This window comes from Limnobacter sp. MED105 (genome assembly GCF_000170915.1).
GTDB lineage: Bacteria > Pseudomonadota > Gammaproteobacteria > Burkholderiales > Burkholderiaceae_B > Limnobacter.
The window spans coordinates 1-15387 of record NZ_ABCT01000007.1 but is presented as its reverse complement, the minus strand read 5'-3'; the positions used below and the strand labels follow the sequence as shown (position 1 = coordinate 15387).

At 53.7% G+C, this 15387-nt stretch carries 16 protein-coding genes; 5 read left to right on the top strand and 11 right to left on the bottom strand.

Translation table 11 applies throughout. From position 1 onward, the window contains the following. Entirely contained in the window at positions 1-972 is a 972-nt protein-coding gene (egtD, locus tag LMED105_RS08205; RefSeq protein WP_008250143.1) for an L-histidine N(alpha)-methyltransferase, read from the top strand. A 182-nt stretch (positions 973-1154) separates the two neighbouring features. On the opposite strand, the gene LMED105_RS17085 is transcribed toward egtD, so the two are convergent. Together LMED105_RS17085 and LMED105_RS08200 are read right to left on the bottom strand one after the other, a co-directional pair. Continuing rightward, entirely contained in the window at positions 1155-1289 is a 135-nt protein-coding gene (locus LMED105_RS17085) for a hypothetical protein (RefSeq protein ID WP_008250140.1), read from the bottom strand. A gap of 121 nt (positions 1290-1410) precedes the next feature. After that, on the bottom strand, positions 1411-2604 hold the full coding sequence (locus tag LMED105_RS08200) for a class I SAM-dependent methyltransferase (protein ID WP_008250139.1): 1194 nt from the start codon (positions 2602-2604) through the stop codon (positions 1411-1413). 117 nt (positions 2605-2721) lie between these two features. Here LMED105_RS08200 and senB point away from each other — a divergent pair, with 117 nt between their 5' ends. From senB to LMED105_RS08185, 3 genes are read left to right on the top strand one after another with little or no spacing between them, the layout of a single operon-like run. Continuing rightward, complete coding sequence (senB, locus tag LMED105_RS08195) at positions 2722-3768, top strand: selenoneine biosynthesis selenosugar synthase SenB (protein ID WP_050771191.1); 1047 nt, start codon at positions 2722-2724, stop codon at positions 3766-3768. Next, on the top strand, positions 3755-6043 hold the full coding sequence (gene selD, locus LMED105_RS08190; protein WP_008250137.1) for a selenide, water dikinase SelD: 2289 nt from the start codon (positions 3755-3757) through the stop codon (positions 6041-6043). The genes senB and selD overlap by 14 nt, the downstream gene beginning before the upstream one ends. An 11-nt stretch (positions 6044-6054) precedes the next feature. Then, positions 6055-6744, top strand: a complete 690-nt coding sequence (locus LMED105_RS08185) for a TVP38/TMEM64 family protein (RefSeq protein WP_008250136.1) — start codon at positions 6055-6057, stop codon at positions 6742-6744. Positions 6745-7295: 551 nt separating this feature from the next. On the opposite strand, the gene LMED105_RS08180 is transcribed toward LMED105_RS08185, so the two are convergent. From LMED105_RS08180 to LMED105_RS08145, 8 genes are all read right to left on the bottom strand, one after another. Next, a complete protein-coding gene (locus LMED105_RS08180) occupies positions 7296-7664 on the bottom strand; it encodes an FKBP-type peptidyl-prolyl cis-trans isomerase (protein ID WP_008250135.1) in 369 nt (122 codons plus the stop codon). Between the two features lie 80 nt (positions 7665-7744). Next, positions 7745-8188: a cyanase gene (gene cynS, locus LMED105_RS08175; protein ID WP_008250133.1), complete on the bottom strand. Its 444-nt coding sequence runs from the start codon at positions 8186-8188 to the stop codon at positions 7745-7747. After that, complete coding sequence (locus tag LMED105_RS08170; RefSeq protein WP_008250126.1) at positions 8185-9156, bottom strand: ABC transporter ATP-binding protein; 972 nt, start codon at positions 9154-9156, stop codon at positions 8185-8187. The genes cynS and LMED105_RS08170 overlap by 4 nt, the downstream gene beginning before the upstream one ends. A 6-nt stretch (positions 9157-9162) precedes the next feature. After that, a complete protein-coding gene (ntrB, locus tag LMED105_RS08165; RefSeq protein ID WP_008250125.1) occupies positions 9163-10011 on the bottom strand; it encodes a nitrate ABC transporter permease in 849 nt (282 codons plus the stop codon). Between the two features lie 5 nt (positions 10012-10016). After that, a complete protein-coding gene (locus LMED105_RS08160) occupies positions 10017-11378 on the bottom strand; it encodes a CmpA/NrtA family ABC transporter substrate-binding protein (RefSeq protein WP_008250124.1) in 1362 nt (453 codons plus the stop codon). Positions 11379-11407: 29 nt separating this feature from the next. Next, the gene (locus LMED105_RS08155) at positions 11408-12088 is read right to left on the bottom strand and encodes a DJ-1/PfpI family protein (RefSeq protein WP_008250123.1); all 681 of its coding nucleotides are present in this window, start codon (positions 12086-12088) and stop codon (positions 11408-11410) included. Positions 12089-12200: 112 nt separating this feature from the next. Continuing rightward, on the bottom strand, positions 12201-12824 hold the full coding sequence (locus tag LMED105_RS08150) for a response regulator transcription factor (protein ID WP_008250122.1): 624 nt from the start codon (positions 12822-12824) through the stop codon (positions 12201-12203). Beyond that, entirely contained in the window at positions 12821-13966 is a 1146-nt protein-coding gene (locus LMED105_RS08145) for a PAS domain-containing sensor histidine kinase (protein ID WP_040512932.1), read from the bottom strand. The genes LMED105_RS08150 and LMED105_RS08145 overlap by 4 nt, the downstream gene beginning before the upstream one ends. A 229-nt stretch (positions 13967-14195) precedes the next feature. On the opposite strand from LMED105_RS08145, the gene LMED105_RS16650 reads away from it, so the two are divergent. Further along, on the top strand, positions 14196-14810 hold the full coding sequence (locus LMED105_RS16650) for a hypothetical protein (protein ID WP_198006823.1): 615 nt from the start codon (positions 14196-14198) through the stop codon (positions 14808-14810). A 103-nt stretch (positions 14811-14913) separates the two neighbouring features. Here the strand turns inward: LMED105_RS16650 and LMED105_RS08130 are convergent. Beyond that, a partial coding sequence (locus LMED105_RS08130) for an NAD(P)H-dependent oxidoreductase (protein WP_008250114.1) occupies positions 14914-15387 on the bottom strand: 474 nt, incomplete at its 5' end.

Here is a 15387-nt window from a genome sequence, read left to right as displayed (position 1 = left end):
ATGACACCCACACCTCAATTCATACAGATTTACCAAGCCCAAGCCGAGCACATTCGTGAGGAGTTGCTAAGCGGCCTACGCGCCAGCAAGGCGCACACATCGCCCAAGTATTTGTACGATGAGCTGGGCTCCAAACTGTTTGAAGCCATCACCTGCATCCCCGAGTACTACCCCACCCGCACCGAGGCACTAATTTTTTCAAGCCATGGACATGACATGGCCAGGCAGGTGCCCAAGGGCTCGGTGTTCATCGATCTGGGCGCAGGCAATTGCGAAAAAGCGGCCAAACTTTTCAATGTATTCCACCCGGCGCGTTATGTGGCTGTGGACATTTCCGTGGACTTTTTGAAAGGCGCGCTGGAATGCCTGCAAAGGCAATTTCCGGAACTTGAAATGAGCGGCGTAGGCATGGACTTCTCCAGCGAACTGAACTTGCCTGCTGGCCTGGCACTGAACCCGGCTCAGCCACGCGTGATGTTTTACCCGGGCTCCAGCATAGGCAACTTCACCCCTGAAGAGGCACTTCTGTTTTTGAAACAGGTGCATACTGTGTGTGCAACAGCAACCGGTGGCGGTCTATTGATTGGTGTCGACCTGGTGAAAAGCAAAACGGTGCTTGAAGCAGCTTACGACGATGCACTGGGTGTGACTGCGGCATTTAACCGCAACATGCTGCTGCACTTCAATACACTGGCTGGCACCAACTTCCAGTTGGAAGACTGGAAACACATTGGCCTGTACAACACCGAACTGAACAGAATTGAAATGCACCTGGAAGCACTGCGCGATGTGGTGGTGACTTGGGAAGGTGGACAACGCCAATTTGTAGAAGGCGAACGAATCCACACAGAGAACTCTTACAAGTGGACGCTGACCGGGTTTGAAGACCTTCTGAAACGTGCGGGTTTTTTGGCGTGTAAGGCTTACACCGACCCGGATCAAAAGTTTGCGGTGTTTTGGGCGCAGGCTTGAAAGGCAGCTCCGCGAACTTGCCTGTTTAATAGCCACCTCGGCGGGGTTGCCCGATTCCGCACAGAAAACCGCCTGCCGAGTTGGCTGCATCTCAGACCACTGCGAGTCAAAGTGGCAGAGTTTAGAAACGCCGACTTTGGCGATTCTCTCAATTTTCCGATAGTGCGCGGGTGCGTGATCATTCACCGACCTGTTTGTTGCTCACCAACTAATCGCGCAATCAGCAGCGTGGTCTCAATCGCTTCGCCTTCAAGAAAACCTGCCCGCTTGAATTCACACGCCACGTTCAGCCGCAGGCTGACAATCCGATCGACCATCTGTTTTGTCGAGCGGATTGAGTCAGGGTGACTTCAAAAAGGGATTAACAGGTTTTCTGGCAAGCGATTGGGATTCGCGCTGATTGAGCGACAAACACGCGCCGAGTGGGCATTAAAGCAATCACGCAGCAGCAAGCCGCCACAAACTGGTCACTTCCTTGCTCCGTGCATCAAACAGCACATCGCTGGCATCAAATGCCTTGCCATGCTTGGGCTTGGCATCCATGCGGCCCAGTACCTTCAAACCTGCCAGTTCAATCCAACCCAACAATTCTTCACGCGTGCGCAATTTCAGGTGCTCCGCCAAATCAGACAAAATCAGCCAACCCTCGCCGCCTGCATTCAAGTGCGCAGCCAGGCCAGCCAGATACGCTTTCAGCATGCCGCTGTTTTCATCGTAAATAGCGCGTTCAATCGGTGAAGTGGGCTTGCCCGGCAACCAGGGTGGGTTGCACACAATCAAATCGGCTTTGCTGTCGGGAAACAAATCGGCCTGCACCACTTTCACCTGCTTGCCCATGCCCAAATTCTGGACATTGAATTGCGCACATTCCAGCGCGCGCGGGTCGTTGTCGGTGGCCACAATATTGCTCAACCAGCGTTGAGCCAGCACGGCTGCCAACACGCCCGTGCCCGTACCTACATCTACCGCCGAGCCGTTGACTTCACAGGCTTTGGGCATGGGGGCTTTCAGTACCAAATCAACATACTCGCCCCGCACCGGGGAAAAAACCCCGTAGTACGGGTGAATGCGATTATTGGGAGGATCGCCAAGCGCGGGTACATCCACGCCTTTTTTGCGCCATTCATGCGCACCTACCACGCCCATCATCTCGCGTAGCGAAGTCACAATCATTGGGCCGTCCACTTGTGGCTCGCCCCAGGCTTCCGTGCACGCCAACAACACATCGGGTGCGCGGCGCAAGGGAATACTGTAATCGGCGTTGAACGGAATCAGGATTGAACCCAGAATTCGCGCGCGCTGTGCCTGGGTTTGGCGATACAAATGAAATTTTTGGGGATATTCCACGTCGGTCTTGCCTGCCTTGGCCGACTTGCTTTTCTTGTGCTCGGCATTTTTGTCCACACGGCGCACCAAGGCTTGCATCAACTGGCGAGCATTTTGAAAGTCGCTTTGCCACAAAAACACATTGCCCTCACAGGCCAGGCGGTAAGCCATGTCAGCGGTCAGGGTGTCGTCAGCCAGCATCACTTTGCCGGGCACCGCCAAATTGCGCTCCGATTGCCAGCGCGCGCTGAACGTTTCCTCGCCTTTGGTCCATTGGATCACAGGGGTTTCTTGGGCTGATTGCATGCGGGTTCTCGCGGTGAATGGCGGGTCGGATCGTGTAAACTTCTTCAGGGTCGCAGTGTACCACCTCGGGTGGTTATCTCCCCCGAATTTACCCCCTCCAATTAAGTGGCTGTTGTCTTGATTAAACCGTCTGTCGTCATCGTAAGCCCCGCACTTGCCGATTCCAACAATGGGAATTGGCAAACCGCCCGCCGCTGGCAATTGTTTTTGTCCGGGCATTTCAATGTGCGCATTGTGAAGCACTGGGAAAACACACCCGCCACACAACACGATGTTGCAATGATCGCGCTGCATGCACGGCGCTCTGCCGATTCAATCGCCGCCTGGGCACACAGCCGTGATACCGATGCAAACGGAAGCCCTGGGCTGATATTGGCGCTGACCGGCACCGACCTGTACCGCGATATCGAAACCGATGAAACTGCGCAAAAATCGCTGGAATTGGCACAACATTTGATCGTGTTGCAGGAAAAAGGCACAGAGAAACTCAGCGAAGCCTTGCAGGAAAAGACCTCTGTTATTTTTCAGTCCACCACGACACGCAAAACCCTTTCGAAGGCCAAACGTCGTTTGAAGGTGGTTATGGTGGGCCATTTGCGCGATGAAAAAATGCCCCAAACCCTGATGGAAGCTGCCGTGTTGTTGCGTGGCTACCCCGACATTTACATTGATCACATTGGTGGCCCCCTGGACCCCGAGCTGGCCCAAGCCGCCGAGGAAACCATGCAGGCTTGCCCCAACTACCACTGGCTGGGCAATCAGCCACATGGCGCTACCCGAACACGCATTCAACGCGCCCATGTGCTGGTGCACGCCAGCAAAATGGAAGGCGGAGCGCATGTCATCATGGAAGCGGTGTGCAGCGGAACCCCGGTGGTGGCCAGCTACATTGATGGCAATATCGGCATGCTGGGCGCAGGTTACCAGGGTTATTTCCCTTTGGGCAATTCGCATGCCCTGGCCAATATGCTGACCCAGTTGCAAGAAGACATAGTGAATCCGAAACCCCTGCCACCGGGTAAATCCAGTTTGTACACCAAGCTAAAAAACCAGTGCGCCGAGCGAGCGAAATTATTTGCCCCGGAAAACGAACAAAATCACCTAATTCGACTCGTACAACGAGCCATTCAAAACAAACAAGAAGTAAACAATGCAAACATTTGACCAACCCATTCTTCGTGACATCGTTTTAGTTGGCGGCGGTCACAGCCATGTGGGTGTGCTGCGCATGTTTGGCATGAAGCCCTGGCCCGGTGTGCGCCTTACCCTGATTTGTACCGACATTCACACACCCTATTCCGGCATGCTGCCCGGCTACATTGCGGGCCACTACAGCTACGACGACGTTCATATCGACCTGGGCCGCCTGTGTGCATTTGCGGGTGCACGCTTGTTCAAAGACGAAGTGGTGGGCATTGACCGCGCCAATCAAAAGGTGATTTGCAAAAACAGACCACCCGTGGCTTACGACGCCTTGTCCATCAACATTGGCAGCACGCCGCAAGTGCAACTGGTACCGGGTGCTTTGGAAAACGCGGTGCCCGTGAAGCCGATTGCACGATTCAACCAGCGCTGGGTAAGCCTGTTGGAGCGAGTAAAAACCCACGCAGGCAAAACCACCATTGCCGTGGTGGGTGGTGGAGCCGGTGGTGTTGAACTGGCGCTGGCCATGCAGTTTCGCTTGCGCAACGAACTGCGCACCATGGGCCGCAACCCCGATGAACTTGAATTTCACCTGTTCACCGCCGATGCTGATGTACTGCCCACGCACAACGCTGGCGTGCGCGCTCGTTTCGAGAAAGTGCTGACCGAGCGCGGCGTAATGCTTCACCGCGATGCAGAAGTGATTCAGCTCGACGGCCACACCCTGCAAACCAAACAGGGTGAAAACCTGCATGCCGATGAAATCATGTGGGTCACACAGGCTGGTGGTGCAGCGTGGCTGAAGAACACCGACCTTGAACTGGATTCCCGTGGCTTTATCAACGTGGGACCAACCCTGCAAACTACGCGCGACCCCAAAATTTTTGCAGCAGGCGACATCGCCAACCTGACCAGCACACCACTGGAAAAAGCCGGTGTGTTTGCTGTACGCATGGGCAAACCACTGACCAAGAACCTGCACCTGTTTGTGCAGGGGGCCGACCTGCTGGAATACCGACCCCAAAAAACCTGGCTGGCCTTGATCAGCACTGGCGACAAATACGCCGTGGCGTCCAAAGGCTCCTTGGGCTTTGCAGGCGCTTGGGTGTGGCAGTGGAAAGACTGGATTGACCGCCGCTTCATGGCGAAATTCAGTGAATTTCCTGAGATGGACCCCAACGCGAAGCCGGCTGGTGGTAGCATCACGCCCAACCTCGCATTGACTCAGGAAGAAAGCCTACAGGCCATTTCAGCCATCGCCATGCGCTGTGGTGGTTGCGGCGCCAAAGTGGGTTCAACAGTTTTATCTCGCGCACTCGGTAACCTAAAGCCGGTGGATCGCGAAGATGTATTGGTAGGCCTGCATGCCCCTGACGATGCTGCGATTGTGAAAGTACCCCCCGGCAAAGCCATGGTGCACACAGTCGACTTCTTCCGGGCTTTTGTAGACGACCCTTACATTTTCGGCAAAGTTGCCGCCAACCATGCGCTGGGCGATGTATTTGCCATGGGTGGCGAGGCGCAATCGGCCACCGCCGTGGTCACCGTACCCCCCGGGCTGGAATCGAAAGTTGAAGAACTGTTGTTTCAAATGATGAGCGGTGCAGTTGAAGTGTTGAACGAAGCAGGTTGCGCACTGGTGGGCGGTCACACTGGCGAAGGTCGTGAGTTGGCCTTGGGCTTTGCCATCAATGGCTTGGTCGATGAAAACCTGGACGGCGTGATGATCAAAGGTGGCATGCGCCCCGGCGATGCAATATTGCTGACCAAACCAATTGGTACCGGGACACTGTTTGCCGCCTTGCCCCAGTTGAAAACGAAGGGTCGTTGGATTGATGCAGCACTGGAATCGATGGTGAAGAGCAACCGAATTGGCGCACAGTGCCTTCGTGAATATGGATCGAAGGCCTGTACCGACCTGACTGGTTTTGGGCTGTTGGGCCATTTGGTGGAAATGACCCGCCCTTCAGAGGTAGACGCTGAACTTGATCTAAGCGCCCTGCCTTTGCTGGACGGCGCGCTTGAAATGGTCAGCGCTGGTATTGTGAGCTCTCTGCAACCGGCGAACGTGCGCTTGCGCCGCGCCATTCGAAATCAGGCTGAGTATGTGAATGACCCGCGCTACCCGCTGATATTTGACCCACAAACAGCAGGTGGTTTGCTGGCCACCGTGCCCGGTGACAAAGCTGAGGCCTGTGTGGCTGCATTGAAGAAACTGGGCTATGAACACACCGCCATTATTGGCCGCATACTGCCTCAGGGCGAAGCCATTGAACCGATTGTATTGAAGGGTTAAGGAAGCACTTGATGCAAAATGCTGTTCAACAACACTGGAAGAAAACCACACTGATGCTGGTCGCGGCGGTGCTGTTGTTGGTGTGGCTCAGTGCAGATGTGTCGCTGCAAGACATGTTGGCTGCCCAGCGCGAATTGGCCATGCACTTTATGGACAACCCCACGTTGGTCACTGTCATTTACTTCGGTGTATTTGTATTGCTCACAGCGCTGTGCCTGCCCGGTGCAGGCGTGTTGATGCTGGTGGGTGGCGGCTGCATGGGTTTTGGCTTGTGCATGGTCGTGTCCACCGCAGCATCGGCTTTGGGTGCCTTGCTCACCATGCTGTTTGCGCGGCACTTTTTCCGATCCTCAGTTGAAAGCCGCTTTGCCAACAAGCTGAATGACATCAACAAAGGCATTGAGAAAAACGAAGTGGCTTACTTGCTCAGCCTGCGACTGGCACCCATCATTCCTTTCGTTGCATTCAATCTGCTGGCTGGCCTTACACGTGTAAAGCCGTGGACCTTCTTGTGGACCAGCTTTCTAGGCATGCTGCCTGGCACCATGCTGTATGTGAATGCGGGCAATGAGCTGGCCAAGGTGAACAGGCTTGAGGAGCTTATTTCGCTTGAGGTGGTCATTTCACTGGCGGCACTGGCTTTGGTGCCGTTCCTCATTCAGTGGGGAACGCGGCAATTTCAACTACGAAAAGCGGTTTAGCACAACCGGCTGGTTCACTTGGCCCAATCAGCTCGTGTTCCGCCCTTTCGCCAGAAAACCTGTATATCCCTTGCTGAGCCTTACGATGCCTGAGAACGCCCCTCCAAAAAGCGAGTCGGGCGCGTTCTCTGTCGCCCATACTGGGACGACACCGGCCCTGCTCGACACGCAAGGGCAGGTTTTCTTGAAGGCGAGACGATCGAAACACCGACGCCGATTGTGCCCTGAAACCTGCTGTGAACTGCGCGGCGGTAGATAGTAGTTCGCACCAGTTGCGCTGTGACGCGAACTTGCTGGTGAGCCGCTGGCGCTAGTTTAAGCCAACTCGGCAGTGGGCTTGCCTGTTCCGAACTTCAAGAAAACCGCCCCGTTTGAACCAAGGCTTCAATGCTCGCCCGTAGGCGACACCCAAGACCCGACCATCTTTCTTGTCGGGCTTGGGTGAATTGAATGCCTTGGCTCAAAAAGGGATCAAGCGGTTTTCTGTGAGGAAGCAGGTAACCCCGTCGAGTTGGTTATAACTAAGACAACCCCGCCGAGTTGGCTATAAATTAACGAATGTCAAACAACTCGACATCAAACACCAAGTCGGTGTTGCCAGGAATCGGACCCGCACCACGCGCGCCATAAGCAGTGTCTGAAGGACAGAACACGATCGCACGATCACCCACCACCATTTCGCACAAAGCCTGAGTCCAGGCAGGAATCACACGGTTCAAAGGGAAGGAAATTTTTTCATTGCGCTTGATCGAACTGTCAAAAACGCGACCGTCCAGGAAGGTGCCTTCGTAGTGCACTTCGACGATTGAATTGGGTGTTGGCTTTTGCGTACCAGTGCCGCGCTTTTTGAAAGTCAGCTTCACGCCAGATGGCAGTACGAGTTCGTCGCCAGCGGCGGCGTTGTTGGTTGAATCAGTCACGGCATTACCCCAGGTAAGAATTAAGACAAGCGTCTATTCTAACCCGGGGTGTTCAATCAGCTGGAAATTCAGCCTTGAAATCAATAGGTTTTGTAGGGCAGGAATTTGCCGCTCATATTGATACTAACGCGGTCGCCCATGGGGTTTGGCTCACGCTGCAAATCCATTTTGAAGTCGATGGCGCTCATGATGCCGTCGCCAAACTCTTCATGAATCAGTTCCTTGAAGGTGGTGCCGTACACGCTAATCAATTCATAAAAGCGATAAATCAGGGGGTCGGTGGGCACGGCTGTGGGCAGCGATCCTTTGTAAGGCACCACTTGCAGGCAATCTACCGCTTCAGGTGGCAAAGCCAAATACTCACCAATTTTCTTGGCCTGCTCCTCAGTCAAGGTCATCTGGCCCAGCAATGCAGCTGTACTCCATTCCTTGGACTGGCCCAGTACTTTGGCGCAGTCGTCCCAAGTGCATTTTTTCTTGCGCTTGGCCAATACAATCATTTCGGTTACGTCGGTTCGTTTCATGGTGCACTCCTTTGAATCAAATTTAGTGGGGGTGTTGTCTCGGTATTGGCCAAGGCTTTTAGGCCAGGGCGAACCACCGTGGGTTGTTTGTGTAGTTCGGCGTTCAACTTGTTGCCATCGGGTTCAGTGCTGGGTGCGGGTGCAGCGCGGTTGACCAGAAAATCAACCAAGTGATTTCGAATGGCGTAGTACTGTGGATCGTGATGAACAGTGCTGCGGGTTCGTTCACGCGGCATGGTGTTTTCAACAATTTCGGCAATGCGGGCGCGTGGACCATGGCTCATCAGCATCACTTTGTCGGCCAGCAAAATGGCCTCGTCCACATCGTGCGTAATCATGAACACGGTTTGCCCGGTGGCCTTCACGATTTGTAACAACTCGTCTTGAATCGTGCCGCGTGTCAGTGCGTCCAGCGCGCCGAAGGGTTCGTCCAGCAACAGCATCTGCGGCTGAATGGCAAAAGCACGGGCAATGCCCACACGCTGCTTCATGCCGCCTGAAAGCTCATGCGGCTTTTTGTTGGCAGCTTTGCTCAAACCCACCATGTCCAAATATTTCATGGCGTGTTCGCTGATTTCCTCCGGGGTTTTATCAGGCCAGCGGGAACGCACGCCAAACTCCACGTTCTTCAACGCTGTCATCCAGGGCATCAGTGCATGGCTTTGAAACACCACACCACGATCCAACGACGGGCCCACCACTTCCTTGCCATTCATGATCACGTAGCCCTGCGTGGCGTCATCCAGCCCGGCCAGAATGTTTAGAATCGTGCTTTTGCCACAGCCTGAATGGCCGACGATGCAAACGAACTCACCTTTCTGAATATCGAAGTTCACAGCTTCAAACACGGGTGGAACTGTGGCATCCGAAGGAGCGTAACTTTTTACCAAACCCTCCACTTGTAGGAATGCTGCGGCTTTTTCGCCGGGAACCAGGTCTTTGCTGAATATTTTGTGTTCAGTCGTCATTGTTGTTTACTCCTTGTAGCTGACCAGCTTGGCCATGCGGGCCAACAGCGTGTCGAGCAACATGCCGATCAAGCCGATGAACAAAATGGCGCTGATGATGTTGGCAATCGACAGGTTGTTCCATTCGTTCCACACGAAGTAACCAATCCCTGTACCACCCACCAGCATTTCGGCAGCAACGATCACCAACCAGGCAATACCCACCGATATGCGCATACCGGTCATGATGGTAGGTGCCGCCGCAGGCAATATCACTTGGAAGGCTGTACGAAGCGAACTCACTTCCAGCGTTTTCGCCACATTCAACCAGTCACGCCGCACACCGGCCACACCAAAAGCGGTGTTCACCAACATCGGCCAGATCGAGCAAATGAAAATCACGAAGATGGCAGAGGTGTCGCTGTCTTGAATGGTGTACAAAGCCAGCGGCATCCAGGCCAAAGGCGACACGGGTTTCAAAATCTGAATGAAGGGGTCAAGCGCCTTGTACAGCAAAGGCGACATGCCAATCACAAACCCCAAGGGAATCGCCACCAAGGCCGCCAAACCAAAACCCACGAGCACGCGAAAAATGGAATAGCCCAGTTGAATGCCAATGCCTTTGTCATTGGTGCCACGGTCGTAGAACGGATCGCTGATGTGCCCCCACAGTTTTTCGCCCACATCGCCCGGTGTGGGCAATGGCGTTTCACCGCCAGTCGATGCCGCCTGTCCAACCAATGCGGCATATTCCGGATCCACAATCACTTCCGATTCCTCCGGCATTGTTGCAATGGTCCAGATCGCAAGCATCACGACCAGGATCAATGCAGACAATGCCGATGGTGCCCACTTTTGCTTCCTGAAATCTTTCATGCCGCTTAGCCCTTGGTTCTGGAAATTGCGAAGCTGTTGAGGTATTCCTCAGGCTTCTTGGGGTCAAACGGCTTGCCCATCACACTGAACTTCTTGTCCAGCGATGCCGGTGGCTGCATACCCACTTCTTTCATCAAGCGGGTTGCATCGGTGGCCAAAAATACATCCTTGGCAATCTTGTTGTAGTCCACATCGCCTTTGATCTGTCCCCAACGTTTCATCTGCGTCAAAATCCAGATCGCAAAACTTTGGTACGGGAAGGGATCGAAGTCGATGCGCTGCGGGTCTTTCTTGATACCGCCCAAACCATCAGCGTATGTTCCAGTCAACACCTGTTCAACCACGGTCAATGGCTGGTTCAAGTAATTGGTGGGCGCAATCGCTGCTGCAATTTCTTTGCGGTTCTCGGCTTTGCGCGCATACGCAGTGGCATCCAGCACAGCCTTCAACAATGCTTTGTAGCTGTTGGGGTTTTGGGTCACAAATTCTTTGCTGGCTGCAAACGCGCAACAAGGGTGGCCAGACCAAATTTCTTTCGACAAAATGTGAATAAAGCCCACACCGTCATACACCGCACGCTGGTTCACGGGGTCGGGCGCCAGGAAGCCGTCGATATTATCCGCACGCATATTGGCCACCATCTCGGGAGGTGGCACAGAACGAATTTGCACATCACGATCGGGGTCCAAGCCAGCCTCGGCCAGGTAGTAACGCAACAGGTAGTTGTGCATGGAGTAGTCAAATGGCACCGCAAACTTGAAGCCTTTCCAGTCTTTGGGGTTGCGTTTGTCTTTGTGCTTCATCGCCAAAGTAATGGCCTGACCGTTAATGTTTTCAACGGCGGGCATGGTCCATGGAATGGCGTTTGAACCAACCCCCATGGAAATGGCCAAAGGCATGGGCGACAACATGTGCGCCGCGTCGTATTCCTTGGCAAGCGCTTTGTCACGCACCACGGCCCAACCTGCTGTTTTCACCACTTCAACATCGAGGCCCTGCTTGGCGTAAAAGCCAAGTGGCTGCGCCATGATGATTGGAGTTGCACAAGTAATTGGAATGAAGCCCACCTTGAGTTTTTGTTTCTCCAGGGGACCATTGCTTTGCGCAAAGGCCTCCTTGGCCGCTGCCAATGGAAACAGACTACCGATTGCAGCCATGGCAGTGCCACTGCCTACTGCACGCAGGAAATTGCGGCGCAGGTTGTCATCGGGAAACAACGCATGCATCACCGCGTTTTCAACGGCACGTTCTTCCATTTGTTGAACGGCAAGTTGTTGGTCGTGTTCAGCCTGGCTGTTGTGCTGGCCACAGGCGCAACGCATGCCCAGGCGGGTGTTGGGGTCAAACGGGTTCTTGAAAAAGGACATGGTGAACTCCTATGCAGTTTGTTCAACGATCAAGCTGAAGCGCGGTTCAAAGCGGGGCGAAAATAATCAATGTCGTGCTGGTATTGCTGATAAGCTTTGGTGTACTCCATCACGCGAGCCACCTCGGTAATAAATTCTTCGTCGTAACGTGCGCGGCGCAGCAGGTGAAAACCCACTTCCATGCCGCTGGCGATTCCGCCGCCGGTCACAATGCGGCCAGCATCCACCACCCGTGCGTGGCTCACCTGGCATGCCGGTGCAATTTCGGCCAAGCGGTCTATTGGTGTTTTACCAAGGTGTGAGGCTTCAAGACGATCGGGTTCTTTGCGATTGGTGGCAGCCAGGCCATCGAGTAAACCCATGCGGGCATAAATCCAGGAGCCTGTGCACACGCTGGTCAGCAAACAGGTGTTGGGAAGCGACCGAATGTAGCGGTGCAAATTGCCGTTGTTCATTTCCTGCCGTGTACCGAAACCACCGGGGATCAGAAACGCATCCATTGCAGGCGTGTCGCCGAATGAATAATTGGGGAGCACGGTGAAGCCCGCTTGTGTTTGTACCGGGCGCATGCTTTCGGCAATCAGAAAAACATCAAGCTCAGGGTCAAAACGCTTGGCCACCGAGAACACGCCGTAGGGTGCTGCGTAGTCCACCACTTCGGCTTCCTTGAACACATACACACCCAGTCTGAACCCTTGCATTCTGGCCATTGGCGCTTCTCCGGCAACACTGCGTTAAACAGGCTTTCAGTGTGCCGCGCTGGCCTTGGACTGGGTATCACGCCATTTGTGATTGTGTTGTAGTGCTGGCCCTACAAGAACACTACAGCCCATGCAGCTTGGTGTAGTTCACCAGATCAACCAGGTTCTTCAGTTCCAGCTTTTCAAACACGCGGGCCCGGTAGGTTGAAACCGTGTTGCCCGACAGGCACAAGGCCTGCGCAATGTGTTGAACAGTCTCGCCTTGCGCCATCAAACGCAGCACCTGCATTTCGCGATTGGACAAGCGCTCATGGGGCGGTCTGTCAGCGGGTTTACGCAAATCGTTTGCCATCAGGTTGGCTGTGGCCGGTGTCAGGTACACCTGCCCGGCACAGGCCATTTGAAGGGCCTGCGTCAACTCTGCAGGCGAGCAACCTTTGTTCAGGTACGCATTGGCGCCACTTCGAATTGCACGCAAAGCGAACTGCGCTTCGGGGTAGACCGACAACATCACCACGCCCAGTTTTGGAAATTCACTGCGCACGCTTTTAAGTACATCAAAGCCGTCGCGTTCGCCCAGCGCAACATCCAGCAGCACGGCATCGAAGTTATCCTTGCGAAGTTTCTGCATGGCCTCCACGCCATCGGCCGCCTGCTCGCTGTGGTACTGCCCATCAAACTCATCAAGAATTTGAACCAGGCCGCGGCGAATAATCATGTGGTCGTCCACAATCAAAATCTTCATAAGGCCAACACCTCGGGCAGACGCAGCTTGATGCACACGCCCTGCCCCAAAATAGAATCGATCGTGCAACGCGCACCAATGTCCCACGCCCTTTCTTCGATGCCCATTAAACCGAAGCCCGCATTAAAGGTTCGCACCGCCATGCCACGGCCGTTGTCTTTGACTTGAAATACAACTGCCCTGCCCTCGGTGTTCACAGTTACTTCAACCTTGCTTGCACCTGAATGCTTGCTGACGTTGTTCAGCGCCTCTTGCAAAATTCGATACAGCGCAGTTTCGGTGGCTTTGCTCAAACGCACATGTTCCAGCTCGGGGGCAATGTCGAGCACACTCACCACTTTGGTGCGTTGGGAGAACTCGCCCAGCAAATGTTCCACTGCGGCCCAAAGTCCGAGATGATCCAACACCCCGGGTCGAAGATCCGAAAGTATTCGGCGCAAACTTTCCATGGCCCCCTGGGCAAGGTCGAGCATACTTTCAATTCGCACTGTTAATTTCTGATCGTTGGCACAGCGGTAAGACAGTGCTTTCAACTCCAGATCAAATGCTGTCAACTTGGCACCCAGGTCGTCGTGCATCTCGCGCGCAATTCGGGTGCGCTCTTCTTCACGAACGGTGGTCAGGTGTGCGGAAAGTCTGCGCATTCTGTCGTGCGCTTTCTGCAATTGAGCCGTGCGCTCAATCACCCTGCGCTCCAGTTCAGCCTGTGCAGCCGCGCGAATGTTTTGCGCTTCAACCCGCTCGGTGATGTCGTTGAAAGTGACCACAGCGCCCACCACCGCTTGCTCTTCGAAAATCGGGTAAGAAGCATACTCGGCATGAAAGCAGGTTCCGTCCCGGCGCCACAACACCTCGTTGTCAACGCGGCAACCTTTGTTTTCCTGAAAGGCACGAAAAATATGACACTCACAAACAGGCATCAAATCGTTGTTCGCATACGAGTGGTGCATCAGGTAATGCATGTTCCGTCCAAGCACTTCATCGGCGGAATAACCCAACATTTCTGCGCCCGCTTTGTTGATGAAAACACAGCGCCCTTTCAGATCGATGCCATAGATGCCTTCACCGGTTGAGTCGAGCAACAATTCAAGTTGTCTTCGCCAGGCAGCGTGATGAGAAAGTTTGGAAAGATGCTTGAACACGGCAGTGCACTCGAAGTTGAATCAACATCAAACTAGCAAGAGCAGTGCCAATAAAATTCAAAAAGTTTTTGAAAATTTGCACGCGAGTGGTGCGAAAAAAAAACGACAAAACTTATTGAAAATTACACACAAACGGGTTGTTGATCATGTATTGATGAAAAAAGCTTTTCAGTTAATAAAATTTGATGTACACATAACTCACCACACCGTTTAAGGAAGGTTACACAACATGGTTACAACAGATCAAAAGCCAGTCGAAGCCGAGGCAAGCAAAGCAACCCCAGCTCCTAAAAAACCAGCAGCAAGAAAACCTGCTGCAAGAAAACCTGCCGCTGCAAAACCAGCGACTGCTGCGAAGCCAGCAACTGCAGCAAAACCAGCAGCAGCGAAAAAACCAGCAGCAAAACCCGCTGCCGCGAAAAAGCCAGCTGCTGCAAAACCAGCCGCTGCCAAGAAACCAGCCGCCAAACCAGCTGCTGCCAAAAAACCCGCCGCTGCAAAACCAGCTGCAGCGAAAAAGCCAGCCGCTAAAAAGCCAGTTGCTGCCAAGAAGCCCGCAGCAAAACCCGCAGCGAAGAAGCCAGTAACATCACGCGCCAAGGCAGCCACTGCCAGCGTAGCGAATGCTGCAGCCAAGGCGAAGAAAACTGTGGCCAAAGCAAAGCCAGCCGCCAAGGCCAAGGCCGCAGCAGCCAAATCAGTATTTAGCGCAACGGATCGCAAGAAATTGTTGAGTGATGTTCAGAAGCAGATCAAGGACCTTGAGAAACAAGTCAAGGGCATGGTCAAGTCAGTTCAAACTGACGTGATCGCCAAGATCAAAAAGCAACTGGGCATGAAGTAATCCAGGAATAGCAAAAATAATAAGACCGCTACACGACCTTTCGTATGAAAGGTCTTCTTGTAGACTTGATTGAAACCCGTTGTGCGAAAGCACCGCGGGTTTTTTATTTTCCGAGCGGGTTCATTTGCGCATCGAAGTGATCCAGACTGGGATATGAAACCCGCGGGCGTGAAGCCAGTGTGTTCACTGCATCATCGAGCTGCTCAAGCATTTCAACCCGGGCCTCTTGCGTAATGTAGGGTACATGGTAGGCCGCGAAGGGTTCCAGTACGTCAAAGCCAGCGTATCCCAAGCTGCCCCGCAACACTGGGCGCAACATGGTGTTCAAGTCACCATGAATGGCCTCGTCGCCAAACATGTGGTCGCGACCTCCGAGTGTAAAAGTAAGCCAGGCCTGTTTGCCTTTCATCAAACCACGGTCGTAAAAATTCCGGCCGCCATAAACCACGCCCGATAAAAATACCCGATCAATCCAGCCCTTCAAAATTGCAGGCAAGGAAAACCAGTAAAGCGGAAAATTCAACACCAGCAAGTCGCACTGCTTCAGCAATTCCAGTTCTGCAGCAATGTCCGCTGG

What these genes read in the sequence shown, in the direction of transcription:
- egtD (WP_008250143.1), top strand. Translation starts at nt 1, where the DNA reads ATGACACCCACACCTCAATTCATACAGATTTACCAAGCCCAAGCCGAG.
- LMED105_RS17085 (WP_008250140.1), bottom strand. Translation starts at nt 1,289, where the DNA reads ATGGTCGATCGGATTGTCAGCCTGCGGCTGAACGTGGCGTGTGAATTC.
- LMED105_RS08200 (WP_008250139.1), bottom strand. Translation starts at nt 2,604, where the DNA reads ATGCAATCAGCCCAAGAAACCCCTGTGATCCAATGGACCAAAGGCGAG.
- selD (WP_008250137.1), top strand. Translation starts at nt 3,755, where the DNA reads ATGCAAACATTTGACCAACCCATTCTTCGTGACATCGTTTTAGTTGGC.
- LMED105_RS08185 (WP_008250136.1), top strand. Translation starts at nt 6,055, where the DNA reads ATGCAAAATGCTGTTCAACAACACTGGAAGAAAACCACACTGATGCTG.
- cynS (WP_008250133.1), bottom strand. Translation starts at nt 8,188, where the DNA reads ATGAAACGAACCGACGTAACCGAAATGATTGTATTGGCCAAGCGCAAG.
- LMED105_RS08170 (WP_008250126.1), bottom strand. Translation starts at nt 9,156, where the DNA reads ATGACGACTGAACACAAAATATTCAGCAAAGACCTGGTTCCCGGCGAA.
- ntrB (WP_008250125.1), bottom strand. Translation starts at nt 10,011, where the DNA reads ATGAAAGATTTCAGGAAGCAAAAGTGGGCACCATCGGCATTGTCTGCA.
- LMED105_RS08160 (WP_008250124.1), bottom strand. Translation starts at nt 11,378, where the DNA reads ATGTCCTTTTTCAAGAACCCGTTTGACCCCAACACCCGCCTGGGCATG.
- LMED105_RS08155 (WP_008250123.1), bottom strand. Translation starts at nt 12,088, where the DNA reads ATGGCCAGAATGCAAGGGTTCAGACTGGGTGTGTATGTGTTCAAGGAA.
- LMED105_RS08150 (WP_008250122.1), bottom strand. Translation starts at nt 12,824, where the DNA reads ATGAAGATTTTGATTGTGGACGACCACATGATTATTCGCCGCGGCCTG.
- LMED105_RS16650 (WP_198006823.1), top strand. Translation starts at nt 14,196, where the DNA reads ATGGTTACAACAGATCAAAAGCCAGTCGAAGCCGAGGCAAGCAAAGCA.